The organism is Pseudomonas sp. 43mfcvi1.1, from assembly GCF_900115935.1.
Taxonomy (GTDB): Bacteria; Pseudomonadota; Gammaproteobacteria; order Pseudomonadales; family Pseudomonadaceae; genus Aquipseudomonas; species Aquipseudomonas bijieensis.
Map to the genome: position 1 here is coordinate 149278 of NZ_UETT01000002.1, position 24652 is coordinate 173929.

Here is a 24652-nt window from a genome sequence, read left to right on the forward strand (position 1 = left end):
ATAGCACGGGCGCGGTGGACGCAATTACTGGCGCGGGGCAGCACTGAATTCGGCGGTTATGTCGTTTTGCTTGGGCGCTTATGCACAACGGGCAGGTGGAGGCGAAGGGCATCTTGCGATTTTGTGACCGCTTTCGCGTTTCGTCGCAAATGCCTGTTTTCACGGTTTTTTATCCATGTGAACAAAAAATGACCAGCCTTGATTCGGTCAGGAAATCGCGGATTTCTTGGATCCAGGTTTATTTCATCAACAGAGTTATCCACAGGCTGTTTCGGCGTCGTAACGTTCTGCCAACAACATCAGATTGCGTGGCGTCAGCGGCGTATCGCAGAAGGTGCCAAGGCGCACGTCGTAGCCTTCTTGGGTAAGGAAAAGCGCTCGGTCCAGCACCAGCCAAAGCTCCAGTGGTCGCCGGAACAGGCCTCGCAGCAACTCCAGATTGCGCACTTCGGCCAAGCGCTGATGGCCCGCTGCTTCCAAGGCGGCCCAATCAGGCGTGCCGACTATGGATAAGTCTTTCAGAGATGCCAGATCGATGCAGTATTGGGCGAAGGACTTTTCCAACCAAACGGTGGGCAGTGACGGCGTGGGCAGATAGTCGTCGCACCCTCTGATTTGCCGTTGCAGCAAATCGAAGCCCAGGCGCCAGGCCATGGAGTGGTCCCGTTGTCTTCTGACGCGCGCGCCAGCGGTGACGGTTTCGCTCAGGGGCAGGCTGAGATCGTCGAGCGACAGCTGTAGGGCAGAGCCCTTGGCGGCGTCGGATAGCGCTTGATAGCGTTCGGTGTTGATGCGGTTGTAACAGCACGGCGCGATAGCCAGTTGTGCACAGCCAACGGCGCTGGCCAGGTGCATCAAGCGAACATGCAGGTCTCCGCAGGCGTGCAGGGCCACGGGGGTGTGTTCGGGGTGGAGCGCCTGGGTGGCGTCCGCCGCTAGCACGTCTTGTTGCAGGTGCGTGGCGGGCAGGCGATGGCGCAGGCTCAGTTGTTGGCCGCTGGCGACCAGTGCAGGGTCGTATTCCAGGCAGGTCAGTTGCTGTTTGTCGTGCAGCAGGCGTCGACCGAGATGGCCTTTGCCGGCGCACCAATCCAGCCAGTGGGTCGGCTGGGTGGTGAAGTGCAGACGGCTGGCGAAGGCTTCGATCTGCTGCCATTTGCGCCCGGGCACGTCGACGTTCAGGCGATGGCTTGGCGCTTCGAGCGTGCTGGCGGGCAATTCTGCGACAGCGCTCAATGCGCGGGAGATTGCGGCCAATTCCGGGAAGGGCGCTGGTGCGCCTTCCATCAACCACGGCTGATGATGGTCGTTTTCCGCAGCTTCCAGCGAACGCTGGCGTAGCCATCGGGCCAATTCCGGGTGGGACGTTTCCCAAGGCAGTTGCAGATAGGTGAACGGACGCGGCTTCCACAGCACTTGGTGCGCCGTGAGAAAAGCGTCCAGCGCCGTGAAGCGGGCGAGCAATGCCTCGCCCGTCAGCACGCCGCTGCTGTCAGCGCCCCTGGCAGGCATCGACGCGCAACCAGCGCTCCAGCTGCTTGAAGCCTTGCACCAGGAAAAAGGACATCAGCAGATAGAACATGCCGGCGGCGAAAAAAATCTCCACCGGCAGGTAGGTCCGGGCAATGATGGTGCGGGCCATGCCGGTGAGTTCCAGCAGGGTCACGGTACTCGCCAGGGCGCTGGCCTTGAGCATCAGGATCACTTCGTTGCTGTAGGCCGGCAGGCCGATGCGCGCAGCACGGGGCAGCATGATGTAGAACAACGCCTTGGGTCGGGACATGCCCAGGGCCCGCGCGGCTTCGATCTCGCCCTTTGGGATGGCCTGGATGGCGCCGCGCAGGATTTCGGCGATGTAGGCGGCGGTGTGCAGGGTCATGGTGACCGTGGCGCACCAGAACGGATCCCGCAGGTACGGCCACAGCGCGCTGCTACGCACGGCATCGAACTGTGCCAGGCCGTAGTAGACCAAAAACAGCTGGACCAACAGCGGCGTGCCACGGAAAAAGAAGATGTAGGCGTAGGGCAACGCCCGTACGTACCACAGGCGCGAAGAGCGGGCGATGCCCAGTGGAATCGCCAGCAGCAGTCCGGCGATGACGGCGATGGCTACCAGCTCCAGGGTCAACGTGGCGCCCTGGGCCAGCTTCGGCAGCCACTTGATGATGACGTCCCAGTTCATTGGGTGCTCCTGGTAAAGCCACGGGCGGCGCGTCGTTCCAGCAAGTGCATGCCGATCATGGCGAACACCGTCAGGCCCAGGTACATGAAGGCTGCGACCATATAGAAGGTGAACGGTTGCTTGGACACGGTCACGCCGATTTGCGCATGACGCATGATTTCTTCCAGGCCGATCACCGAGACCAGCGCGGTGTCCTTCATCAGGATCATGAACAGGTTGCCCAGGCCGGGCAGGGCGATGCGCCACATCTGCGGCATGATCAACCGGGTGAAGATCCGCCACTTCGACAGGCCCAGGGCGACGCCGGCCTCGCGGTGGCCCTTGGGAATCGCCAGGATCGCGCCGCGAAACACTTCCGTGGCGTAGGCGCCAAAGCACAGGCCTAGGGCAATGACCCCGGCGGCGAAGGCGTTGAGGGCAAGGTCGGGATTGCCGAAGTACTCACCCAAGGCACGCATCAGGTTAACGGTGCCGAAATAGATCAATAGCACCCAGAGTAATTCCGGGATGCCGCGAACCAGTGTTGAATAAGTGCCACCAAGCCATTGCAGCGGCTTGTATGGCGAGGTCTTGGCCAGGGCACCGAGCAAGCCGAGCACCAGCCCCAGGCAGAGGGCCGTGAGCGCCAACTTGACGGTCATCAGCGCGCCAGCGGCGAGCGCCGGGCCGAATCCGTAGAGATCGATCATCATGGGTAAGAATTCATATCGCGGCAGGCTTTGCTAAGGGCCGGCGCTGCCAGGAGCAGCGTCGGCCAGGCGCGTCGGCATCAATAGATGCTGAACGGGAAGTACTTGTCGTTGATCTTTTTATAGGTGCCGTCAGCAACAATTTCTTTCAGTGCTGCGTTCAGTCGGTCACGCAGTGGATCGCCCTTGCGCACGGCGATGGCGATCTTGTCGCCCTCTACCACCGGGTCACCTTTGAATTCGTAAGCACGGCCAGCGTCGGTTTTCAGCCAGTCGTAGTTCACGTATTTGTCTGCCAGGATCCCGTCGAGACGGCCGGAGGTCAGGTCCAGGTAGGCGTTTTCCTGGGTGTCGTAGAGTTTCAGCTCGACGCCTTCCATGTTGTCTTCCATCCAGGTGCCGGCGAGCGTGGAGCGCTGTGCCCCGATGACCTTACCTTGGAGAGACGCTTTATCGATTTTGAAATCGACGTTTTTCGGTGCGATGAATTGCAGTTTGTTGGAGTAGTACGGGTCGGTGAAGTCCACGGCCTGCTTGCGTTCTTCGTTGACTGACAGTGAAGAAATCAGGAAGTCGAACTTCTTGGCGTTCAGGGCCGGGATGATGCCGTCCCAGTCGGAAGTGATTACTTCGCACTCAACTTTCATCTTGGCGCACAGGGCGTCGCCGATGTCTTTATCGAACCCCACGACCTGGCCGCTGGCGTCCTTGTTGTTGAACGGCGGATAGGCCGCCTCGATGCCCATCTTCAGTTTGTCGGCCGCCATGGCGCTGGCCGAGAAAACCAGGCTGGCCGCTGCGGCCAGGAGGAATTTCTTGTAGGTCTGCATGTGTACTGCTCCGTTAGCGGTTGCTGGACATGAATTGTTTGCAGCGCGCCGAAAGCGGGTTCTCGAAGACCTGCTGTGGCGATCCTTGCTCTTCGACCAGGCCTTGATGAAGGAACACGACTTCGCTGGAAACCTGACGGGCGAACCCCATTTCGTGGGTCACCAACAGCATGGTGCGGCCCTCTTCGGCCAAGGCGCGGATCACACTAAGTACTTCCTGGACCATTTCCGGGTCAAGGGCGGAAGTGGGTTCGTCGAACAGGATCACCTTGGGCTGCATGGCCAAGGTGCGGGCGATGGCGGCGCGTTGCTGCTGGCCGCCGGACAGTTCGGCCGGGTAGGCATGGCGCTTGTCGGCGATGCCGACCTTGGCCAGCAGGGCTTCGGCAACTTCGACGGCTTCGGCCTTGCTTTGGCCAAGCACTCGGCGCGGGGCTTCGATGATGTTATCGAGCACGCTCATGTGCGGCCAAAGGTTAAAGTTTTGAAACACAAACCCGATCTCGCTGCGCATGCGGTTGATCTGCTTGCCGTCGGCGGCCACCAGTTCACCGTTTTTCGCTGCCTTGAGCTTGAGTTCTTCACCGGCCACCAGAATTTGGCCCTGGTTGGGGTTTTCCAGCAGGTTGATGCAGCGCAGGAACGTGGACTTGCCGGATCCGGAGGAACCCAGGATCGAGATCACATCGCCGTCGCGGGCGGTCAGCGAGACGCCCTTGAGCACCTCCAGCTGTCCGTAGCGTTTGTGCAGGTTGCGGATTTCAAGCGCGGGCGTGGCCTGGGCCATGTGCGGTCCTCATGATGTGTGCTCCCTTGCTGTTGGCGGCCTTCCTTGGCGAGGCGGCCAAGCTAGCATGCGTCCGAATGGCAGCCAACAGCGCTACGGGCGGTAAACCGGTGATGTGCGGCAGGTTGTCGCATCGGCACAGCAGTCTGTCGCGCCATCAACAACCGAACGGCCGTTTGAACCTTGTTTACCGGTGAAAAGTCCGGGGAGTCGCGTAAAAAAAGGCGCGATGGTGCCAGCTTTGGGCGGGGGTTGGAAGGGTTAACCGGATGAGCGTGCTATTCCAATCCGCAGTCGGCCCAACTTCCAATCGATCTAAACCGGAATGGTCCTGAATCCATCAAATGAGATGGCTTTCCCAGAACCAGGAGTTGCCGCCATGAAGTTCCTTTACTGTCTTATCGCCATCGGTGCACTGCTATTTCCCATCACGCCCAACGCCACCAACCTGGCTCCAATAGACAGCGCAGGCGTGCAAGTCCAACCGTTACAGCAGAACGGCATCACCTATCTATCCGGCGGTATCGGCGAGGATGAAGCCCACGCCATCGGCCAGGCCCAGGGCTATAACCTGCACATGACATTCGCGATTGGCGTGGAAAACAAATACATCCCGGATGTGGATGTCACCGTCCAGAACGCGTCGGGGCAAACGCTGCTGACGCTGGATGACGCGGGACCGCTGGTTTACGTGCAGTTGCCGCCGGGCAAATACACGGTGGTGGCGACGCGCAACGGCGAGGCGCGGCACGACACCGCCCAGGTAGGCAGTGGCGCCCCACGCAGCCTGGTGTTCCATTGGAACGGTGACGAATAGCCAGCCGGCTTACTCGCTGGCGGGCTCTTCCATGGACTGGCGATAACGGTCCAGCGCTTGGCTGAAATCCTCGATGAACTCCGGGGTGCTGAGCCAGCGCTGGGCCGTCTCGCGATCCATGTCATCGACCCACATGCGGTAGTCCACCAGCATGTCGGCGGCCAGGTTGGTGGCTGCCATGCTTTCGTTTTCGGCGTTTTTCAGGTCGAGCAGGCCTGGGCGTTCGATGATCATTACGCTCAGGGACGTGAGCAGCGTATCGAGCATTTCACTGCGGCTGACGGCCTCGGCTTCGCGCAGCTTGGCGAACAGTTCCAGCACGTAGACCGGTGGTTGGGCGGTGGCGTGTGCCGGGTCGCCATACATCGGGATCGATTTGCGCCCGGTCATGCGGATCTGCTTGGCTTTGTCTTTGGCGCGCTTGGCGCGTTTCTGCTGTTTGTTCAGTGAGGCCATTGGGCTTCGGTTTCCAATTCATTAGGGGGCGGCGCCCGGTTCAGTCGATTTTTGGCACGGTAAAGCGAAATTCGCTGCCCTGGCCTGGCTGGCTTTCGGCGTGCAGTTTACCGCCATGGGCCAGGACAATCCCCTTGGAAATGTACAACCCCAATCCGGTGCCGTTGGGGTTGCCTTCCTTGGTCGTCCAGTAGCGCTCGAAAACATGAGGCAGCTGTTCTGGCGCAATACCTTCACCGGTGTCGCGCACGCTGAATACTATCTCGTTGCCAACAGACATCGCGCTGATGCCCACGGAGCCCTGTTGTGGCGTGAACTTGATGGCATTGCCAATCAGGTTGGACAGCACCTGGAACAACCGCTCGGGATCGGCGCTGATCCTCAGGTTGGGTTCGGCATGGAAGGACATGTCGATGGCCTTGGCAGTGGCCAGCGGCGTCAGCAGCGAGCAGGCGTCGTCGAAGATCTGACTGACATCCATCGGCTGGGGATTGATGGTGTAGCGTCCGGCGTCGATGCGCGAGGTGTCGAGCAGGTCTTCCAGCAGCGTGTTCATGCGGCTGGTGGCCTGTTGCATGGTGTCGATGGCGGAAGAAATTCGCTTGGAACTGTGGGAGCCGTCGGAGCTGAAGGCCTTTTGCATCATGCCGCAGAGCATGGAAATGACCGTCATCGGGCTGCGCAGGTCATGGGACACCACGGCCACCAGTTCGTCGCGCGCCTGCACGGCTTGGCGCTCCTTGCGTACCTGGCGGGCCAGGTCGTTTTCCAGGGCCGAGCGTCGCAGGTCGTTGGCGGCGAACAGTTCGCCATGGGTCCATTTGGTGCTGATGCCGGCCATTTCGACTTTCCAGATCTCGAAAGACGTCCGGGGTCGCAGGCGCAGGCCGGTCTCGCTGTTTTCCAGGTCCAGGGGCTTTTGCGGGTCACCGCTCCATTGCAGGGTTTGCTTCACCTCGGGACGGAACCACAGCACACCGTTTTCCACCGGCTTGGGCAGGTGGATCGCCAGCACCCCGCTCGCTACGTCCTGATAAGCCTGGGCAGGCGCGAAGACGCTGCTCAGGTTGTGGTGGGAGAACACCGGCTTGTCGGTTTCCAGAATCCATTTGTGCAGCTCGCGGATCTGCTCCGGTTCCGGGCATTGGCCGTGGCGGTGCAGCTTGTTGTCTTCGAAAATCGCGACGCCGCTGGCCCCGGTCAGGTCCATGAGGCGTTGTGGCTCATTGGACAGGCCGTCGAACACGTTATCGCTGGACTCGGCCATGACCGCGGCGAGGACCTTGAGGTCTTCCAGCTTGGCGTCCCTCTGCCGGGTCAGCTCCAGGGCCTGCATGGCGCTGATCTGCAACGACAGCACCTGGCCGATGGTCTGGCAGGCCATGCGCATTTCATGGGGAACAAGCAGCGGTTGGCGATTGCCGCAACTGATCAGCCCCCACAGGCGCTCGCCTTCCATCAGCGAGATGCTCATGGAGGACAGCACGCCCATGTTTTTCATGTATTGGCGGTGGATCGGCGAGACGCTGCGCAACGTGGCAAAACTCAGGTCCAGCGGCGCCTGGGTGTCGGGCCGCAGTTCCGGGACCAGCGGTACCGGCGCGTAGTCGGCATTGGGAATGATCCGCAGCCAGTTGGTGCGATACAGCTCGCGGGCCTGTTCGGGAATATCCGACGCCGGGAAAAACAGGCCTTTGTAGAGTTCCATCGACGGCGCGCTGGCCTCGGCAATCACCTGGCCGTGGCCTTCTTCCTCAAAGCGGTAGATCAGCACCCGGTCGTAACCGGTCATGGCCTGGATTTCCCGCACGCTGATTTCGTACAGTGCCTGAAGGGTTTTCGCACTTTGCAGACGTTGCAGCATACGCCCCATGTTCGCCTCGCCGCTGACGCCTTCGGGGCGATAGTCGCTCAGGTGCTGTTCCAGTTCGACGATCAGGGCGCCCTGGTGGCGATGTACCAGGGCATCAAAACGCTGCTGGTTCACGACAATGGCCACGGGCACGCTGTCGCTTTCCGGGGCGGCGCGACAGGCGATGAGGATCGCCTCGGCCTGTTCCAGCCCCAGCAGTGCGTCGAGTGTCTGGCCCAACAGCCTGTGGGGATCTTGCCCCATCAACTGCAACGCGTTGGCGCTGACCTGACGGATCACGAAATCGGGCTCGGACAGCATCAACAACACGCCGTGAGGCTGGATGGCCCCAGGAAAGCGAATCGGTTCGTCTGCGCAATTGGCCAGCAGTTCGTCGAAGGCTTCCTGGTTTTCCGGGGTCATAACAGTACCTTTTGGCTGTCCAGCCAGTGTTCAAAATGAGAGAACGTCGCCTTGGCGGCGCGTGTGACTTCGAACACCTGGGCCTCGCCAAGGTTCCTGTCGTCCAGGTATTGAAGGAAATCCTTCCAGCGTCGACCGGTGAGTTCGCCATACACATTGAGAAAGGCCGCGCCGCTGGAGGCATCAAGGCCGAGCTGCTCGGCAACCCTGCGCCGCAGGATCTGCCCGCCGAGGGTCGCACCTTCCAGCACGTAGGAAACGCCGAGGGCGGCGGCTCGGGAGTCGATTCGTGGCAGCGCCTGGCAGGTGGGCAATGCCTCGATAGCGGCTTCATCCAGGCCCAGTGCCTTGAGGTCGGCTCGCAATACCGGCAGTTTGATGCGCAGGGATTGGTCCAGCCCGGTTGGAATCAGCGCCAGCACATGAAGCTGTTGCTCCAGCGGCTGATAAAAACCGTAGTAAGCCGCCATCAGGCGTCGGTACAGATCCAGGTCCAGCTGTTGCGAGAAAAACGGCAGGCGTTTTTCCAGGGCGACGTGCAGTTCAGCGGTTTCGGTCCGCAATGCCTGAATCAGAGAAGGGTGGGGCGGGGCCGATGACATGCAGGATGACGCTCTTTGATTGACGCGTTGCTGGAAAAAAAGCGCACCAATCTTACATGGGTTTTTTGAGTGCGCGTCCATCAGATCGGCTCTCATTTCTTCAAGCCGTTGTGCCCGATTGCCCCTCCTCGAGTCGCGCTCGCTCGCGATCCAGCTCTTTGCGCAGCTCTTCTTCCGTGGGGAGCACCAGCTGGTATTGGCTGGCGAACAGTTGTTCATTGCCTTGCAATACGGAGTAACGCACCACTGATTCGTCTTTCCGGGAACAGAGAATGATGCCGACGGTGGGTTTGTCATCAGGACCGCGTTTCAGCTCGTCGTAGAGGCGCACGTACATGTCCATCTGCCCAATGTCCTGATGGCTCAGTTCGCCACGCTTGAGGTCGACGATCACGAAGCACTTGAGCAGGTAGTTATAGAAGACCAGGTCGAGGTAGAAGTCTTTGCTTTCGGTGCTGATGCGTTGCTGACGGGCGATGAAGGCGAAGCCCTTGCCCAGTTCGAGAAGGAAACCCTGTAGCTGGTCGATCAAGGCCTGCTCCAGTTCCGTTTCCAGTAGCGCGCCGGCATTGGGCAGGCCGAGGAATTCCAGGACCACCGGATCCCTGACGATATCCCGGGGGCCGAGGTTCATCTCCTTGATATGGGTGGTGGCTTCCTGCTCCACCGCCGGCCTGTCGCGGCTTGCCAGCAGGCGTTCGTAATAGAAACTGCCGATCTGGCGTTCCAGGGCGCGGGTGGACCAGTTTTGCGTTGCGGCTTCGTTCATATACCAATGGCGTGCAGGAGTATTTTCGACACGCAGCAATACTCGATAGTGGGTCCAACTCAATTCGTGACGCAGTGCGTCACACATTGGAAATGCTTGATAAAAAAGTCGCATGTAGCGCAGATTCGAGGCATCGAATCCCTTCCCGAACCGTGCCGTCAGCACTTTAGCCAGCGATGGCAACAACCGTGCCCCGTAAGCCGCCCGTTCGGCGCCACCCTGTTCGAACTCGATGATATGCCGGCCGATCTGCCAGCAGGTTTGTACCTGGAGCGTATCGACGGCTCGCAGGACCTTCTGGCGTGCCTGGCGAATCAACTCGCCGAGTTCGTTGATCAAGGGGGCGAGCTGTGGGTCATCTTGGGGCAGCAGTGGCGTCATCGCAGTGTCCAGCCATTGAGAAGGGGCGGACCGCAAGGATGCTCCGGGCGGCGTTTCGATGATGCCGGACGGGGCTGATTGCTTGGGAGGAAAAATAGCGGATTGATGCAGGACGGGGATGACGCCGCCCCGTCTTGGTTGACCCCGGTTTGTAGGAACTATCCCCGCAGGGCGTCATCCACCGCGGCCCCGGCCAGACAGTCAGTCCTGGCCTTGCGTCAGCGCCTGGGATGCAGCCACATAATCGGCCTGGAATTGCTTGCTTTCCACCCAATCCAGCGCGGTCTGCTCATCCACGCCCGTGGTCAGACGGCGGTATTCGATCAGTGCGGTAAAGATGAAGTCGGTCGCTTCTTCCTCTCCTTCCTGCTCCAGCACCAGCGCCAGCAGGGGATGGGCCAGGAACGCTTCGCACATCGCCTTCTGGCTGATCTTTTCGGCGGCACTCATGAGTTGGAACAGCTCCGTCAGGTCCACGGTTTCCAGATCGATGCGCTCGTCGTTCGGGTCCAGGAAATCGTTTGGCGCAGCAGCACGCTGAGTGCGGTTCTGCTTGGCTTTCGCCTTGGCGCGCTGGCTGCGCTTGTGCTGTTTGTTCGCCGATGACATGGTCGGATTCCTGATGGATAAGGCCATCTGTCCTACAGCTTCAACGCGCACGCTTCGAATCTCAATCCACTATGAAGAGCGTCGCCCCCGATGAAGTGGAGGATCGATGAGGCTCGGCCTGGTCGGCGACTTGATAGCTCATGCCGGGCTTGAGCAAAAATTGCCGACCGTCTTCGAGCTCAGTATGGAGCTCGCCCTTGAGGCAAAACAGGATGTGACCCTTGGTGCACCAATGGTCGGCCAGATACCCGGCGGTGTACTCCACCATGCGTACCCGAATATCCCCGAATTGCCGCGTGCGCCAATAGGCAGTTCCGGTGACGCCTTTGTGCTCGGTGGGTTCGATGGTGGACCAATCGGTGGTGCCGAAGGGGATACCGGTGATGTCCATGTCGACTCGCTTGCTGGAGGGGAGCGGACGAATGTAGCTGAGTCGACAATGCACAGGAAGAAAATCCCAGGCAATAAAAAACCCCGATCAATTTCTTGATCGGGGTTTTCGGTATTTGGTGCCCAGAGACGGAATCGAACCGCCGACACGGGGATTTTCAATCCCCTGCTCTACCGACTGAGCTATCTGGGCAACGGGGCGCATTAAACGGGTTTTTCGGGGGGGCGTCAAGCACGTTATCAAAAAATATTTAATTATTACCGTCGCTTACGATCCACCCCCGCGCTGAACAGCTTATTCGGACGGCGGCACGTAGCCTTCGGCCTTGGCGTAATCTTCACCGGAAAAGTACTTGTCCATCTCGCCTTGAAGGTATTTGCGATCTTCAGCGTTCATCATGTTCAGGCGTTTTTCATTGATCAGCAGGGTCTGGTGTTTCTGCCAGTCGGCCCAGGCCTTGGCCGAGACGTGGTCAAAGATGTCCTGGCCCTTGGCTCCCGGGAACGGCGCGCGCTCCAGGCCTTCGAGTTCTTCTTTATACTTGCGGCACATGATGGTGCGGGTCATTGCAACTCTCCTGCGTTCATTACGGCGGCCGCGCGTTCGAGCAAGGTTTTGACCGGGGCGGCAAGGCCCAGGCGCGGCGGGGTGGCGAGGTTATACCAGAGCCAGTCGGCCTCGGCCACGTGATGGCCGGTTTCCCGGACCCGGACCAGCCAGGGATCGATCGCCAACTGGAAGTGGCTGAAGGTGTGCACCAGGCCTGGCATTTGCTGTTGGCTACCCAATTCCAGCGAGTGTTGCAGGGCCAGGTGTTGCAGGTCGTCGAGATCGTCGAGTTCCGGCAGGCTCCACAGCCCGCCCCACAGCCCTGTGGAAGGGCGGCGGTAAAGCAGGATCGCGCCCTCGTGGTTGGCCAACATTGGCATCAAGGTACGCTTCTTGGGCACTTCCTTGCGTGGCTTGGGAATGGGGTAGCGGGTTTCCAGGCCCAGCATGTGGGCTTCGCAGCCTTGCTTCAGCGGGCAGAGCAGGCAACTGGGCTTGCTGCGGGTACAAAGGGTGGCGCCCAGGTCCATCATCGCCTGGGTGTAGGCGTTGACGCGGTCCTGTGGCGTGAAGCGCTCGGCGGTGGCCCACAGCTGTTTCGCTACCTTGGGCTCGCCCGGATAGCCTTCCTGGGCGGTGAAACGCGCCAGCACCCGTTTGACGTTGCCATCGAGGATCGGTGCCCGCAGGCCCATGCTGATACTGGCGATGGCGCCAGCGGTGGACAGGCCGATGCCCGGCAACTCGGTGAGTTTTTCCACGTCCCGGGGAAACTCCCCACCGTATTGGTCGACAACGATTTTCGCGGTTTTCTGCAAATTGCGCGCGCGGGTGTAATAGCCCAGCCCGGTCCACAGGTGCAGCACTTCGTCCTCCGGCGCGGCGGCCAGGGCTTGGACGGTGGGCAGCGCGGCCATGAACCGGTCGAAGTAGTTGAGCACGGTACTGACCTGGGTCTGCTGCAACATGATTTCCGAGACCCACACCCGATAGGGCGTGATGTCCTGCTGCCAGGGCAGATCATGGCGCCCGTGGCGGTCGAACCAGTCCAGGACGGCGGTGGAAAACTGCTCGGCTCTCATCGCTTGAACAGCCCCTTGAGTGCGTCTTTCAGCTCCGGACTGACCTTGTCGCCGAGCTTCTCATCGATCTTGTCGCCGAGCCGGTCGCCGGCCAGTTTCGCCGCGACCTTGCCCAGCCCGTCGTTGTCCAGGCGGCAGGCCTTCGCCCCGAGCTCCAGTGGGCCACGGCAGCGCAATGGCCATTCAACGTCGACGTAGCGTTCGTTGACCTGGCAGGCCGGGTCGGGCATGTCGCTCTTGTCGCCCTCGACGATGACGCCGACGCGGTAATCCATGCCCAACACCCGCAGGTCGATATCGCCGTTGCCATTGACGGTCATGCCGGGGATGCGGACTTTCAGGTCCGGGTTGTTGGCAACGCCATTATTGAAGGTGAGATTGCCGTTGAGTTGCTGGAACGGCGTGTCCTTGCCCCGCGGTTCGCCGCTGAGGGTCTTGCGATTGAGGGTGGCGATGCCTTTGCACAATTGCTGTTCGAGGTTGGCATTGAGCAGTACGCCATCGTTGATGACGAACCCGGCGTTGCCGTTGAGACTGTCGATCAGGGCCTTCTGGCTATTACCGCTGGCGGTGATCGCACTGTTGACGGTGACCAGGCCTTTGACCGGCGGATTCTTGCCTTGGCTTTCGATGATCTTCTCGGCAGGGACCCGGTTGATGCGTGTTTGCAGGCTCAACTGTGGCGTAGGTTGGCGCACGTCCAGGGTGCCCTTGGTTTCGAAGTTGCCGCTGTACAGATCGCCGCGCAGGTTCTCCAGGGTCAGCAGGCCGCCCAGGCCGGTGGCCTTGAGTGCAGCGTTCTGGATCGGCAGTTTATCGAGGGTCAGTTGCCCGAAGGTCAGGTCGGCATCGAGGTCCAGCTTGCTCAGGCGTTCCACCGGGAACAGCCGATCATTACTCCAGGCCCCCTGAGTCGGAGAGCTCGGCAGCGGTGTGCTGCCGGCACCGGCCATGGCGCTGACCTCGGTGTTGCTGACTTCGGCCTCGCGGGCGGCCTTGGAACTGTCGGCTTCGGCGGACTTTGGCGGCAGGTAACGGTCGACGTTGAACGTGTCGGCCTTGAGCTGCACGCGCAAGGCCTGTTTGGCAAAGTCTTCCACGGCGATGCGACCGTTGAAGCTGCTGTCATCGATCTTCAGGTTGATGTTGTTGAGTTCGACGCTGGTCGGCGTGCCGGCAATGCGGCTGACCAGTTCGACCTTGCTCAGGCTGCCTTCGGCCATGGCCGGGAGTGTCTGGCCGACGCTGTCGACGAACTTCGCCAGATCGAACTGGGCGATCGACACACCGCCATTCAATTGCGGGGTCTTGTCGAGGTCGTTGACTTTCAGTTCACCCAGGGCGCGCAGTTGATTGAGCGACAGTTTGATACCGGTCCACTCGGCGACGTTTGCCGCCTTGTCCAGGAACAGTTGGCCTTGGGCGGCGAAGTTCAGGGTTTTGCCCTGCAAGGGATCGCCCGTGGCTTCGCCGGACAGTTTCAGGTCCTCGAACTTGTAGCGTTGCAGGGCGCGTTCGAAGCGCAGTTCACCCGTCACTTCGGTGCGTACACGTACGGCTGGCTGATTGCTGGACAGGAAGGCGGTCAGGGTGACCGGGATATTGGTGGAGTCGTGGACCGGGCCGGTGCTCAGTTGGATGCTCTCGGCCGTGAACAGCTTGCCGGTCCGCTCGTCGGTGTATTCGACGCGGGCGTTGTTCACGGTCAGGCTGTCGATGTCCAGGCGGGTTGGCTGGGCAGGTTTTTCCGCCGGGGTGCTGGCGGGCGAAGTCGGTTGCTCGGTCGGCACCGGTGCCGGGGCGTTCGCCGTCGTCGTGGAGGCTGGCACCTTGCCGATGTCTTCCCAGTTGCCGTGACCGTTCTTGTCACGGTTGAGCCGCAGGTTCAGGCCTTCGACCCGCACATCGCTCATTTGTACTTCCCGGCGCAGCAGCGGTATCACCCGAACCGAAAGACCGAGCATCTGCAGGTCGGCGAAAGGTTGGGTAGGACTGGCCAAGGTCGCGACGCTGGCGTCGTGCAACTCAAGGCCCAGCCATGGAAACAGGCTCCAGCCGATGTCGCCATTGAGGGTCAGCTCGATGTGGGCCTTGTCGCGGGCTATCTGGCGGATCTCTTCTTTGTAGTCGTTGGGATCGAACAGGTGGGTCAGGGCAAAGCCCAGGGCCACAATGATCAGCAACAGCCCGAGAAGTACCAGACCCAGGATTTTGCCGAACGCTTTCATGGGCGAATCCTTGTAGGTTGAGTTCAAAATTTAGCCGGGAGTATAACGCCCTGAGTTGGTGGCGCGTTGGAGGATCGTTCTCCTGCCAGGCTGCCGAACATAGACCTGTGGCGAGGGGATTTATCCCCGCAGGGTTGCGAAGCAACACTGATATCAGCAAAGACAATCACAACCTGATGGATCGAAGCGTTTGGTTTCGAGGCCACTTCGTGCACCCAAGCGGGCTGGTGCGACGTTTCGCTAAATCCCTTCGCCACAGAGAGGGGGCTCAACTCCTGAAAAAATAAATCGTTAGTCCCCTACAGAAAGCGAGCAAGTGTGCGATAAGACAGATGGCACGAAAAAGGTGATATCACTTTGGTTTTTCTGCCGCGAGCAAATGGTAACCTTTGCCCGTTCGTCCGCCCTTCTGCGACTTGATGTCGCACACTATGGAGCTTCACCAGAAAATACAGCCATGCCTGCGTGCAATGAAGGCTGAGGGTGATGCGTGGCTGGCGAACCATTCCAATAACTGGGGGATACACAATGAGCACGAGCATCACGGCGGGCGGCATCGCCGACCAGCCAGCGTTCCTCTCCAAGGAACGCATCATCGCCAAGCCCGGTTTCAACCGGTGGCTGGTTCCACCGGCCGCACTGGCCATTCACCTGTGCATCGGCATGGCCTACGGCTTTTCGGTGTTCTGGTTGCCACTGTCCAAAGCCTTGGGTATCTCCAAGCCTGTGGCCTGTGCACCGGACATGAGCTTCATCTCGCAAGTCTTTTCGTCCCAATGTGACTGGCCGATCTCGATGCTCGGCTGGATCTACACCCTGTTCTTCATCTTCCTGGGTTGCTCGGCAGCCATCTGGGGCGGCTGGCTGGAACACGCCGGGCCGCGCAAGGCCGGTGTTGTCTCGGCATTGTGCTGGTGCGGTGGCCTGCTGATTTCCGCGTTGGGCATCTATACCCACCAGATCTGGCTGATGTGGGTCGGTTCCGGGGTGATCGGTGGTATCGGTCTGGGCCTGGGCTACATCTCCCCGGTATCGACCCTGATCAAGTGGTTCCCGGACAAGCGTGGCATGGCCACCGGCATGGCGATCATGGGCTTCGGCGGTGGTGCGATGGTCGGTGCACCGCTGGCCGCAGCGCTGATGAGCCATTTCGCCTCGCCGACTGGCGTGGGCGTATGGCAGAGCTTTCTGGTCATGGCCGCGATCTACTTCGTGTTCATGATCGGTGGCGCCTTGTCGTACCGCGTTCCGCCGACTGGCTGGAAGCCTGAAGGCTGGACCCCGGCACCGAAGAAAGCCGCGAACGCGATGATCACCCATCGCCACGTTCACGTGAACGTTGCCTGGAAAACCCCGCAGTTCCGCCTGGTCTGGCTGGTGCTGTGCCTGAACGTATCCGCCGGTATCGGCATCCTCGGTATGGCTTCGCCACTGCTGCAGGAAGTGTTCGGCGGCAAGTTGCTCGGCAATGACCTGCCGTTCGGCCAGCTGGACGCTACGCAACTGGGTCAGATCGCGGCTATCGCCGCCGGTTTCACCGGTCTGCTGAGCCTGTTCAACATTGGTGGTCGGTTCTTCTGGGCATCCTTCTCGGATTACCTGGGTCGTAAAAACACCTATTTCGTGTTCTTCGCCCTGGGCTTTGCCCTGTACGCGCTGATCCCGAACCTGGGGCACCTGGGTAGCGTCGCGCTGTTCGTGGCGGCGTTCTGCATCATCCTGTCGATGTACGGCGGCGGTTTCGCCACCGTGCCGGCCTACCTGGCGGACCTGTTCGGTACGCAAATGGTCGGCGCGATCCACGGTCGCCTGTTGACCGCATGGGCTGCGGCGGGCGTGCTGGGTCCGGTGCTGGTGAACTACCTGCGTGAATATCAACTGAGCATCGGCGTTGAACGCGCCGCGGCCTATGACATCACCTTGTACATCCTCTCCGGTCTGTTGGTGCTGGGCTTCCTGTGCAACCTGCTGGTCCGTCCGGTTGCCGACAAGTACTTCATGACCGACGCCGAACTGGCCGCCGAACAGGCGCTGGGCCATGACAAGGGCGCAGACAGCACCACTTCGCTGGAGTGGAAAGCCGCGCCAGGCACCAAGCCCCTGGCGGTCGCTGCCTGGCTGGTGGTGGGCATTCCGTTGGCGTGGGGTGTGTGGGTGACCCTGCAGAAGACGGCGGTGTTGTTCCGCTAAGACCGTTGCCCTGACCCATTGGGTAAGGGCAACCCATGTGGGAGCGAGCCTGCTCGCGATGAGGGCGTGTCAGTCGACATCATTGTCTTCTGATGCACCGCTATCGCGAGCAGGCTCGCTCCCACATTTGTTTTGTGTGTAGGCGAAAGCTTGTATGGACATGTCTATCGCCGACAACCCGTCAGGGATATCACCTCCCGTGTTTCTGTTTGCCGCTCGCGCCCCTATAATGGCTGCCTTTTTCGCCCAATGATTTTGCGGAGCTGGTGATGGCCGAACGTAAGGCGTCTGTCGAGCGCGACACTCTGGAAACCCAGATCAAAGCCTCGATCAACCTGGATGGCACCGGAAAGGCCCGGTTTGATATCGGCGTGCCTTTTCTTGAGCACATGCTGGACCAGATCGCCCGTCACGGGCTGATCGACCTGGACATCGTCAGCAAGGGCGACCTGCATATCGACGACCACCATACGGTGGAAGACGTCGGTATCACCCTGGGCCAGGCCTTTACCAAGGCCATCGGCGACAAGAAGGGCATCCGTCGCTACGGCCATGCCTACGTGCCGCTCGATGAAGCGCTGTCGCGTGTGGTCATCGACTTCTCCGGCCGCCCGGGCCTGCAGATGCATGTGCCGTATACCCGTGCCACCGTCGGCGGCTTCGACGTTGACCTGTTCCAGGAATTCTTCCAGGGCTTCGTCAACCACGCCAACGTGACCCTGCACATCGACAACCTGCGCGGGCACAACACCCACCACCAGATCGAAACCGTGTTCAAGGCTTTCGGCCGCGCGCTGCGCATGGCCGTGGAGCTCGATGACCGCATGGCCGGCCAGATGCCTTCCACCAAGGGCGTGCTGTAATGCAGACGGTCGCGGTTATCGACTATGGCATGGGCAACCTGCACTCGGTGGCCAAGGCCCTCGAGCACGTGGGGGCCGGCAAGGTGCTGATCACCAGCGATGCCGATGTGATTCGCGAAGCCGACCGGGTGGTTTTCCCCGGCGTCGGTGCGATTCGCGATTGCATGGCCGAGATTCGTCGCCTGGGCTTCGACAAGCTGGTGCACGAAGTCAGCCAGGACCGTCCGTTCCTCGGCATTTGCGTGGGCATGCAAGCCCTGCTCGAACGCAGCGAAGAGAACGACGGTGTCGATTGCATCAACATGTTCCCAGGCCAGGTGAAGTTTTTTGGCAAGGGCCTGCATGAAGACGGCGAACACCTGAAAGTCCCGCACATGGGCTGGAACGAAGTGAAGCAGACAGTGGATCACCCGCTGTGGCACAACATTCCGGACCTGGCGCGCTTCTACTTCGTGCACAGCTACTACATCGCGGCCGGCAATGCGCGGCAGGTAGTGGGCAGCGGTCACTATGGCGTCGATTTCGCCGCGGCCCTGGCCGATGGTTCGCGCTTCGCCGTGCAGTTCCACCCGGAGAAGAGCCATACCCATGGCCTGCAACTGCTGCAGAACTTCGCCGCGTGGGACGGGCGCTGGTAATGGCCCGCAAGAAACCGCCGATCCTCACCCTCACGCCCGAGCAGGAGGGTGAAGCGAACCGCAAGATCCAGCGGTTCATGGAGGAGCGTTTCGAACTGGACCTGGGTTCGTTCGAAGCGGCGGAAATTCTTGACCTGTTTACCCGCGAAATTGCACCGCACTATTACAACAGGGCGATTTTCGATGTGCAGACGCACCTTAAAGAAAGGTTCGAAAGCATTGAAAGCGACTTGTGGGCGCTCGAGAAGAATTGATTTTCGAGCCAAGCTGAATATTCGTATTTGAAGGTTTGCCAGATGCTGATTATCCCCGCTATCGATCTCAAGGACGGCGCATGCGTACGTCTGCGTCAGGGCCGCATGGAAGACTCCACGGTGTTCTCCGATGACCCGGTGAGCATGGCCGCCAAGTGGGTGGAGGGCGGCTGCCGTCGCCTGCATCTGGTTGACCTGAACGGCGCTTTCGAAGGGCAGCCGGTGAACGGTGAAGTGGTCACGGCCATCGCCAAGCGCTACCCGAACCTGCCGATCCAGATCGGCGGCGGCATTCGTTCGCTGGAAACCATCGAACACTACGTCAAGGCTGGCGTGAGCTACGTGATCATCGGCACCAAGGCCGTCAAGGAGCCTGAGTTTGTCGCCGAAGCCTGCCGCGCCTTCCCGGGCAAGGTGATCGTTGGCCTGGACGCAAAAGACGGCTTCGTCGCCACCGACGGTTGGGCTGAAGTCAGCACCGTGCAGGTGATCGACCTGGCCAAGCGTTTCGAGGCTGACGGCGTGTCCGCCATCGTTTATACCGACATCGCCAAAGACGGCATGATGCAGGGCTGCAACGTCCCGTTCACCGCCGCCCTGGCCGCCGCCACGAAGATCCCGGTGATCGCTTCCGGCGGTATCCATAACCTGGGCGACATCAAGGCGCTGCTCGACGCCAAGGCGCCGGGCATCATCGGCGCGATCACCGGTCGCGCGATCTACGAAGGCACCCTGGACGTCGCCGAGGCCCAGGCCTTCTGCGATTCCTACAAAGGCTGAGGACTCACCATGGCGCTGGCCAAACGCATCATCCCTTGCCTGGACGTGGACAACGGTCGGGTGGTCAAGGGCGTGAAGTTCGAGAACATCCGTGACGCCGGCGACCCGGTGGAAATCGCCCGTCGCTACGACGAACAGGGTGCGGACGAGATTACCTTCCTCGACATCACGGCCAGCGTCGATGGCCGCGATACCACCTTGCACACTGTCGAGCGCATGGCCAGCCAGGTGTTCATCCCGCTGACCGTGGGCGGTGGCGTGCGCACCGTGCAGGACATCCGCAACCTGCTCAACGCCGGTGCGGACAAGGTGTCCATCAACACCGCGGCGGTGTTCAACCCGGAATTCGTTGGCGAAGCGGCCCAGCACTTCGGCTCGCAATGCATCGTCGTGGCCATCGATGCCAAGAAGGTCTCCGGCCCGGGCGAAACCCCGCGCTGGGAAATCTTCACCCACGGCGGTCGTAAACCCACGGGCCTCGACGCCGTTGAATGGGCGAAGAAGATGGAAGGCCTGGGTGCCGGTGAAATCCTGCTGACCAGCATGGACCAGGACGGCATGAAAAACGGCTTCGACCTCGGAGTCACCCGCGCCATCAGCGATGCCCTGGGCATCCCGGTCATCGCCTCCGGCGGCGTCGGCAACCTGCAACACCTGGCTGATGGCATCCTCGAAGGCCACGCCAGTGCAGTACTGGCGGCGAGCATCTTCCACTTCGGCGAATACACCGTGCCGGAAGCCAAGGCCTATATGGCGCATCGCGGTATCTGCATTCGCTGATCGCTGGACACCATGGCGGGCCCAAGGCACTCTTGGGCACACCATGGATTGCGGTAGCCCGACATGCTCAAACGTCTCGTTCTTGCCTTTGCCGGCGTCACGTTGCTACTTGCAGGTACCGCCCGCGCCGCCGATACGTCATTGGTATTGCTGACGGAAAACTTCCCGCCGTACAACATGGCCAAGAACGGCAAGAACTTCGCCCAGGACGAGAACATCAACGGCATTGCCGTGGACATCGTCCGCGAAATATTCAAGCGCGCCGACATCTCCTATAGCCTGACGCTACGTTTCCCTTGGGAGCGAATCTACAAACTCGCCTTGGAAAACCCTGGCTATGGCGTGTTTGTCATGGCGCGATTGCCGGAGCGCGAAAAGCTTTTCAAATGGGTCGGCCCCATCGGCCCGGATGATTGGATCATGCTCGCCAAGGCTGACAGCAAGATCGCCCTCGACTCGCTGGAACAGGCGCGCCAATACAGGATTGGCGCCTACAAGGGCGACGCGATTGCCGAGACATTGGCCAAGCAGGGCCTGAAGCCGATTGTGGTATTGCGCGATCAGGACAACGCCAGAAAACTGCTGAGCGGCCAGATCGACCTGTGGGCCACCGGAGATCCTGCCGGGCGTTACCTGGCGCGCCAGGAAGGGGTGAACGACCTCAAGACCGTACTGCGATTCAACAGTGCCGAGCTGTACCTGGCGTTGAATAAAAACGTGCCTGACGACGTGGTTGCCCGGCTGCAAGCGGCCCTGGACCAGCTGCGTAAGGAAGGTGCGGTGGATGCGATCCTGGCGCGGTATCTCTGAGCGCTGTACCCGACCGTACCACCGCATCGCGGGCAGGTTCGCTCCCACAGGCTTGGCGGTGGAACTGACTTCTGTAGGCGCCCGGAAATCTGTGGGAGCGAGCCTGCTCGCGATGGCGGTGTCGCGGTTTGAGATGGCGCTCAGCCGCTACCGATAAACCCCATCTTTCCCATGCCCGACCATCGCGCGATTACTGCGCAGGCTGATCATCGACTTGATGTCGATCCATTCGATGCCCTCGGCCTTGAGCCGAGGTAGTTCGCGTTCGAGCACTGCGAGGGTCTGCGGGTAGGGATGCCCAATCATTACTGCCGAACCCTGCCGACGGGCGAGTTCAATGGCCACCTGAAGCTGGTGGGCAATGGCGGCTTCGGTACGCTCGTCATCCAGGAACACATCCCGCGAGACACTGGCGAGGCCAATCTTCTGCGCCTCGGCGGCGGCGACAGTCTGGGCGCTGGTGCGGCTGTCGACGAAAAACTTGTGGCGCTGTTGCAAATTCGCCATCAACCACGCCATGGCCTGGGGTTGGGCAGTCATGCGGCTGCCCATGTGGTTGTTGATCCCGCTGGTGTAGGGCACGGCGGCGAATGCGGCGTCCAGGCGTTTGCCGAGTTCTTCGATGGGCAGTTCCGGATGCCAGGCGAACGGCCCTGTGGCTGGATCCATGGGCATGTGCAGCATGACCAGTTTGCCGGCTCGATGGGCCTCGCGGGCGAATTCGGCTGCGTGGGGTGTGTCCGGCATGATCGCGGCGGTGACGGGGCCGGGGAGGGCCAGTACCCGGCGATCCCGAGGCAGGTTTTGCCCCAGGTCGTCGATGATCAGGCTCAGGTACGCCTTGTGCGGCAAGGAGGATGTGGCGGGAGCCGCATTAACGGCCCCTGCCAGCAGGCACAGCAGGACGAAGGTGAAACGCAGGCCCATCTCAGCGGCCGGACGTGATGTTCAATCCTTTGAGCAGGCTCAGGGCCTGGGCCAACTGATAGTCGTCATCCTGGGGCATTGGCTTGGCCTTGGCGCCGGAGCCGGTCGGCTTGTCGGCGCCACCGTTGCCATTGCCCAGGTGACCTTGCAGGTCGGCTTCCTTGAAGTATTCGCTGTCCTGCTCGTTGGTGATCTTGGCCTTGCGCACCTCGATGTCCGGGACGATGCCCTGGGCCTGGATGGAGCGGCCGTTGGGCGTGAAGTACAGCGCGGTGGTGATCTTCAGGGCGCGGTCGTTGTTCAGTGGCAACACGGTCTGCACCGAGCCCTTGCCGAAACTGGTGGTGCCCATGACCACGCCACGCTTCTGGTCCTGCAGGGCGCCGGCGACGATTTCCGAGGCCGAGGCGCTGCCGCCGTTGATCAGCACTACCAGTGGCACGGCTTCGCTCAAGTCGTTGCCGGTGGCCGAGAAGCGCAGCTCGGAATTGGCGATACGGCCCTTGGTGTAGACGATCAGGCCCTTGGTGATGAAGTGATCGACCACTTCCACCGCCGATTGCAGTACGCCGCCGGGGTTGTTGCGCAGGTCCAGGACCAGGCCGTTGAGTTTCTTGCCGTTGTCCTTGCGCATCTTGGCCAGGGCCTTGGCGACTTCTTCGCCGGTCTTGACCTGGAACTGGGTGATGCGGATGTAACCGTAGCCCGACTCCAGCAACTGGCTCTTCACGCTCTTGACCTGGATGACCGCACGGGTCAGGGTCACGTCGAACGGCGTGCCGCCATCGCGCACCAGGGTCAGGGTGATCTTCTGGCCGATCTTGCCGCGCATCTTGTCCACGGCTTCGGTCATGCTCTGGCCGCGGGTCGGCTGGCCATTGATCTTGACGATGAAGTCTCCGGCCTGGATGCCGGCCTTGGATGCAGGGGTGTCGTCAATCGGCGAGACCACCTTGACGAAGCCGTCTTCGCTGCCGACCTCGATACCCAGGCCACCGAACTCGCCGCTGGTGCTTTCCTGCAGCTCGGCAAAGTCTTCTGGCCCCAGGTAGGCCGAATGCGGGTCAAGGTTGCTGAGCATGCCTTTGATGGCGTTCTCCAGCAGCACCTTGTCATCCACCGGTTCCACATAGGCGGCCTTGATCCGGTCCATGACCTCGGCAAAGGTGCGCAGTTCGTCCAGCGGCAGCGGGGCCTTGGTGGTCGCGGCCGTGCTGGCTGGCGCCAACGGGGCCGGGTCGGCGGCAAAAGCCAGGGGCGCACCGATCACCAGGGCGATCGCCAGGGCCAGCGAGGTAAGGCGGGACAAATGCAGCATGTCGAACGAACTCCTTAATAGGATGGGCGCGCTTATCCTTGCGCACGACACCATTGGGCCGGGTCACTGGGGCGACCCTGCTGACGAATAGCGAAATACAGTGCTGGCGTATCCTGCCCGCCACTGTTACCGACCGTGGAGATGGACTCACCGGCCTTGACCACATCCCCCGCCGACTTGAGCAGCGTCTGGTTGTGGCCGTACAGGCTCAAATAACCGTTGCCGTGATCCAGGATCACCAGCAGGCCGGCACCACGCAGCCAGTCGGCGAATACCACGCGCCCGCCATGAACAGCATGCACCTGGCTGCCCGCCGAAGCGCTGATCATCACCCCATCCCACTTGGTGCGAGTATCGTCGCCACGGGTTTCACCGAAGCGTGCAAGCAATCGACCATTGACCGGCCATGGAAGTTTGCCTCGGGCTGAAGCAAAAGCGCCGCCGAAGGTTTCGCCATCACTGGAAACCAGCGCGCCAGGACTGGATTTGACCGGTTTGCGCGGAGCGTCGCCGGAGTCCGCTTCGGCCTGGGCCTCACGCAAACGCTTTTTTTCGGCTTCCTGCTGGGCGATCAGCGCTTTCTGGCGCGCCTCTTCCGCCTCTCGGGCTTGGCGGGCCAGGGTTTCCTCGATGGTTTTCAATACGTTGGCCAGTTCGGCCTGGTCCTGCTCGCGGGCTTTGAGTTTGCTGTCGCGAGCCTTCACGTCGTCATTGAGCTTGGCCAGGGCCACCTGGCGCTCCTTGCGAACTTTCTCGAGTTCTTCGCGCTGGGTGTCGAGGCTGCTCTTTTGCACCAGCAATTGGGCCTGCTGCAGCTCGATGTCTTTTTCGACATTGGCCAGCTGGCGCAGGGTTTCGTTGAAGCTCTTGAGCTGTTCCAGGCGGGCCTGGCTCAGGTAATCGTAATAAGTGAGGGTGCGAGCGAATTTCTCGGGGTTCTGCTGGTTGAGCAGCAGCTTGAGATATTCCTGGCGACCGTTCTGGTAGGCCGCCCGGGCCTGGATGGCGATCAGCTTTTGCTGTTCAGTGCGCGCGCTCTGGAGTTTTTTTTTCTCTCCATCGAGCCGCTGCAGCTCGGATTCGCTTTTCTTCAGCTCTTTTTGCAGGGCGTCGACCTGCTTCTCCAGCTTGCCCATCTCGGTCTCGGTGCCGCGCAGGTCTTTCTGCACGCTGGATTTCTCTTCCTGCAACTTGCCCAACAGCTTTTTCAGCTCGGCAATGTCCTGGCGCGTGGCTTCCAACTGCTGTTGGGTTTGCGCGCGCTCGTCGGCAAAGGCCGGTTGGAGCAGGCAGGTCAGAACGAGGGCTATCAGGACGCGAAGCATAGAGGCGGGCGACACCAGGGAAAGGGACGGCCTAGTATGCCCGCCCCACGCTGCAAAAAAAACGCCCATTTGGGACTGTGTGATAACTGGCCCAAAAAACACCAAAAACCAATGTGGGAG

25 protein-coding genes and 1 tRNA gene are annotated in these 24652 nt (G+C 60.9%); 8 read left to right on the plus strand and 18 right to left on the minus strand.

Annotation, left to right across the window (positions count from 1 at the left end; translation table 11 throughout):
• Nucleotides 1–255: 255 nt before the first annotated feature.
• The 5 genes from DTP52_RS04025 to DTP52_RS04045 form a co-directional block, all read right to left on the minus strand.
• On the minus strand, nt 256–1512 hold the full coding sequence (locus DTP52_RS04025; RefSeq protein WP_109751964.1) for a methyltransferase: 1257 nt from the start codon (nt 1510–1512) through the stop codon (nt 256–258).
• Nucleotides 1493–2182, minus strand: a complete 690-nt coding sequence (locus tag DTP52_RS04030; protein WP_109751965.1) for an ABC transporter permease — start codon at nt 2180–2182, stop codon at nt 1493–1495. The genes DTP52_RS04025 and DTP52_RS04030 overlap by 20 nt, the downstream gene beginning before the upstream one ends.
• On the minus strand, nt 2179–2874 hold the full coding sequence (locus tag DTP52_RS04035) for an ABC transporter permease (RefSeq protein ID WP_109751966.1): 696 nt from the start codon (nt 2872–2874) through the stop codon (nt 2179–2181). The genes DTP52_RS04030 and DTP52_RS04035 overlap by 4 nt, the downstream gene beginning before the upstream one ends.
• 77 nt (nt 2875–2951) lie before the next feature.
• Nucleotides 2952–3701 carry an ABC transporter substrate-binding protein gene (locus DTP52_RS04040; RefSeq protein ID WP_109751967.1) on the minus strand — a complete coding sequence of 250 codons (750 nt, stop codon included), beginning with the start codon at nt 3699–3701 and terminating at the stop codon, nt 2952–2954.
• Between the two features lie 13 nt (nt 3702–3714).
• Nucleotides 3715–4488 (minus strand): ABC transporter ATP-binding protein, encoded by a 774-nt coding sequence (locus DTP52_RS04045; protein WP_003196795.1) that lies wholly within the window; start codon nt 4486–4488, stop codon nt 3715–3717.
• A gap of 379 nt (nt 4489–4867) precedes the next feature.
• Between DTP52_RS04045 and DTP52_RS04050 the strand changes: the two genes are divergently transcribed.
• Entirely contained in the window at nt 4868–5305 is a 438-nt protein-coding gene (locus tag DTP52_RS04050; protein WP_109751968.1) for a carboxypeptidase regulatory-like domain-containing protein, read from the plus strand.
• Nucleotides 5306–5314: 9 nt separating this feature from the next.
• Here the strand turns inward: DTP52_RS04050 and DTP52_RS04055 are convergent, their stop codons facing one another.
• From DTP52_RS04055 to DTP52_RS04100, 10 genes are all read right to left on the minus strand, one after another.
• Nucleotides 5315–5761 (minus strand): hypothetical protein, encoded by a 447-nt coding sequence (locus DTP52_RS04055; RefSeq protein ID WP_109751969.1) that lies wholly within the window; start codon nt 5759–5761, stop codon nt 5315–5317.
• 40 nt (nt 5762–5801) lie between these two features.
• Nucleotides 5802–8036, minus strand: coding sequence for an ATP-binding protein (locus DTP52_RS04060; protein ID WP_109751970.1), 2235 nt, complete (start codon nt 8034–8036; stop codon nt 5802–5804).
• Complete coding sequence (locus tag DTP52_RS04065) at nt 8033–8638, minus strand: biliverdin-producing heme oxygenase (protein ID WP_109751971.1); 606 nt, start codon at nt 8636–8638, stop codon at nt 8033–8035. The genes DTP52_RS04060 and DTP52_RS04065 overlap by 4 nt, the downstream gene beginning before the upstream one ends.
• A gap of 100 nt (nt 8639–8738) precedes the next feature.
• Nucleotides 8739–9788, minus strand: a complete 1050-nt coding sequence (locus DTP52_RS04070) for a YhcG family protein (protein WP_109751972.1) — start codon at nt 9786–9788, stop codon at nt 8739–8741.
• A 201-nt stretch (nt 9789–9989) separates the two neighbouring features.
• Nucleotides 9990–10397, minus strand: coding sequence for a hypothetical protein (locus tag DTP52_RS04075; protein WP_109751973.1), 408 nt, complete (start codon nt 10395–10397; stop codon nt 9990–9992).
• Nucleotides 10398–10458: 61 nt separating this feature from the next.
• A complete protein-coding gene (locus DTP52_RS04080) occupies nt 10459–10788 on the minus strand; it encodes a DHCW motif cupin fold protein (protein ID WP_109751974.1) in 330 nt (109 codons plus the stop codon).
• Between the two features lie 116 nt (nt 10789–10904).
• A tRNA-Phe gene (locus DTP52_RS04085) sits at nt 10905–10980 on the minus strand.
• A gap of 102 nt (nt 10981–11082) precedes the next feature.
• Nucleotides 11083–11355, minus strand: coding sequence for an oxidative damage protection protein (locus tag DTP52_RS04090; RefSeq protein WP_109751975.1), 273 nt, complete (start codon nt 11353–11355; stop codon nt 11083–11085).
• Complete coding sequence (mutY, locus tag DTP52_RS04095; protein ID WP_109751976.1) at nt 11352–12419, minus strand: A/G-specific adenine glycosylase; 1068 nt, start codon at nt 12417–12419, stop codon at nt 11352–11354. The genes DTP52_RS04090 and mutY overlap by 4 nt, the downstream gene beginning before the upstream one ends.
• Nucleotides 12416–14647: an AsmA family protein gene (locus DTP52_RS04100; RefSeq protein WP_109751977.1), complete on the minus strand. Its 2232-nt coding sequence runs from the start codon at nt 14645–14647 to the stop codon at nt 12416–12418. Before DTP52_RS04100 ends, mutY begins: the two co-directional genes overlap by 4 nt.
• Before the next feature lie 528 nt (nt 14648–15175).
• Here DTP52_RS04100 and DTP52_RS04105 point away from each other — a divergent pair.
• From DTP52_RS04105 to DTP52_RS04140, 7 genes are all read left to right on the plus strand, one after another.
• On the plus strand, nt 15176–16837 hold the full coding sequence (locus DTP52_RS04105; RefSeq protein ID WP_109751978.1) for an OFA family MFS transporter: 1662 nt from the start codon (nt 15176–15178) through the stop codon (nt 16835–16837).
• A 269-nt stretch (nt 16838–17106) separates the two neighbouring features.
• Nucleotides 17107–17700, plus strand: a complete 594-nt coding sequence (gene hisB, locus DTP52_RS04115; protein ID WP_003186751.1) for an imidazoleglycerol-phosphate dehydratase HisB — start codon at nt 17107–17109, stop codon at nt 17698–17700.
• On the plus strand, nt 17700–18338 hold the full coding sequence (gene hisH / locus DTP52_RS04120; protein ID WP_109751979.1) for an imidazole glycerol phosphate synthase subunit HisH: 639 nt from the start codon (nt 17700–17702) through the stop codon (nt 18336–18338). Before hisB ends, hisH begins: the two co-directional genes overlap by 1 nt.
• Nucleotides 18338–18592: a DUF2164 domain-containing protein gene (locus DTP52_RS04125; protein WP_109751980.1), complete on the plus strand. Its 255-nt coding sequence runs from the start codon at nt 18338–18340 to the stop codon at nt 18590–18592. Before hisH ends, DTP52_RS04125 begins: the two co-directional genes overlap by 1 nt.
• A gap of 42 nt (nt 18593–18634) precedes the next feature.
• On the plus strand, nt 18635–19372 hold the full coding sequence (gene hisA, locus DTP52_RS04130; protein WP_060739613.1) for a 1-(5-phosphoribosyl)-5-[(5-phosphoribosylamino)methylideneamino]imidazole-4-carboxamide isomerase: 738 nt from the start codon (nt 18635–18637) through the stop codon (nt 19370–19372).
• Between the two features lie 9 nt (nt 19373–19381).
• Entirely contained in the window at nt 19382–20152 is a 771-nt protein-coding gene (gene hisF / locus DTP52_RS04135; RefSeq protein ID WP_003196830.1) for an imidazole glycerol phosphate synthase subunit HisF, read from the plus strand.
• A 63-nt stretch (nt 20153–20215) separates the two neighbouring features.
• Nucleotides 20216–20962, plus strand: coding sequence for an ABC transporter substrate-binding protein (locus DTP52_RS04140; RefSeq protein ID WP_109751981.1), 747 nt, complete (start codon nt 20216–20218; stop codon nt 20960–20962).
• A gap of 147 nt (nt 20963–21109) precedes the next feature.
• Here the strand turns inward: DTP52_RS04140 and DTP52_RS04145 are convergent, their stop codons facing one another.
• From DTP52_RS04145 to DTP52_RS04155, 3 genes are read right to left on the minus strand one after another with little or no spacing between them, the layout of a single operon-like run.
• Nucleotides 21110–21889 (minus strand): divergent polysaccharide deacetylase family protein, encoded by a 780-nt coding sequence (locus DTP52_RS04145; protein ID WP_109751982.1) that lies wholly within the window; start codon nt 21887–21889, stop codon nt 21110–21112.
• A gap of 1 nt (nt 21890) precedes the next feature.
• Nucleotides 21891–23207 carry a S41 family peptidase gene (locus DTP52_RS04150; RefSeq protein WP_109751983.1) on the minus strand — a complete coding sequence of 439 codons (1317 nt, stop codon included), beginning with the start codon at nt 23205–23207 and terminating at the stop codon, nt 21891–21893.
• Between the two features lie 32 nt (nt 23208–23239).
• The gene (locus tag DTP52_RS04155; RefSeq protein ID WP_109751984.1) at nt 23240–24532 is read right to left on the minus strand and encodes a murein hydrolase activator EnvC; all 1293 of its coding nucleotides are present in this window, start codon (nt 24530–24532) and stop codon (nt 23240–23242) included.
• Between the last annotated feature and the right edge of the window lie 120 nt (nt 24533–24652).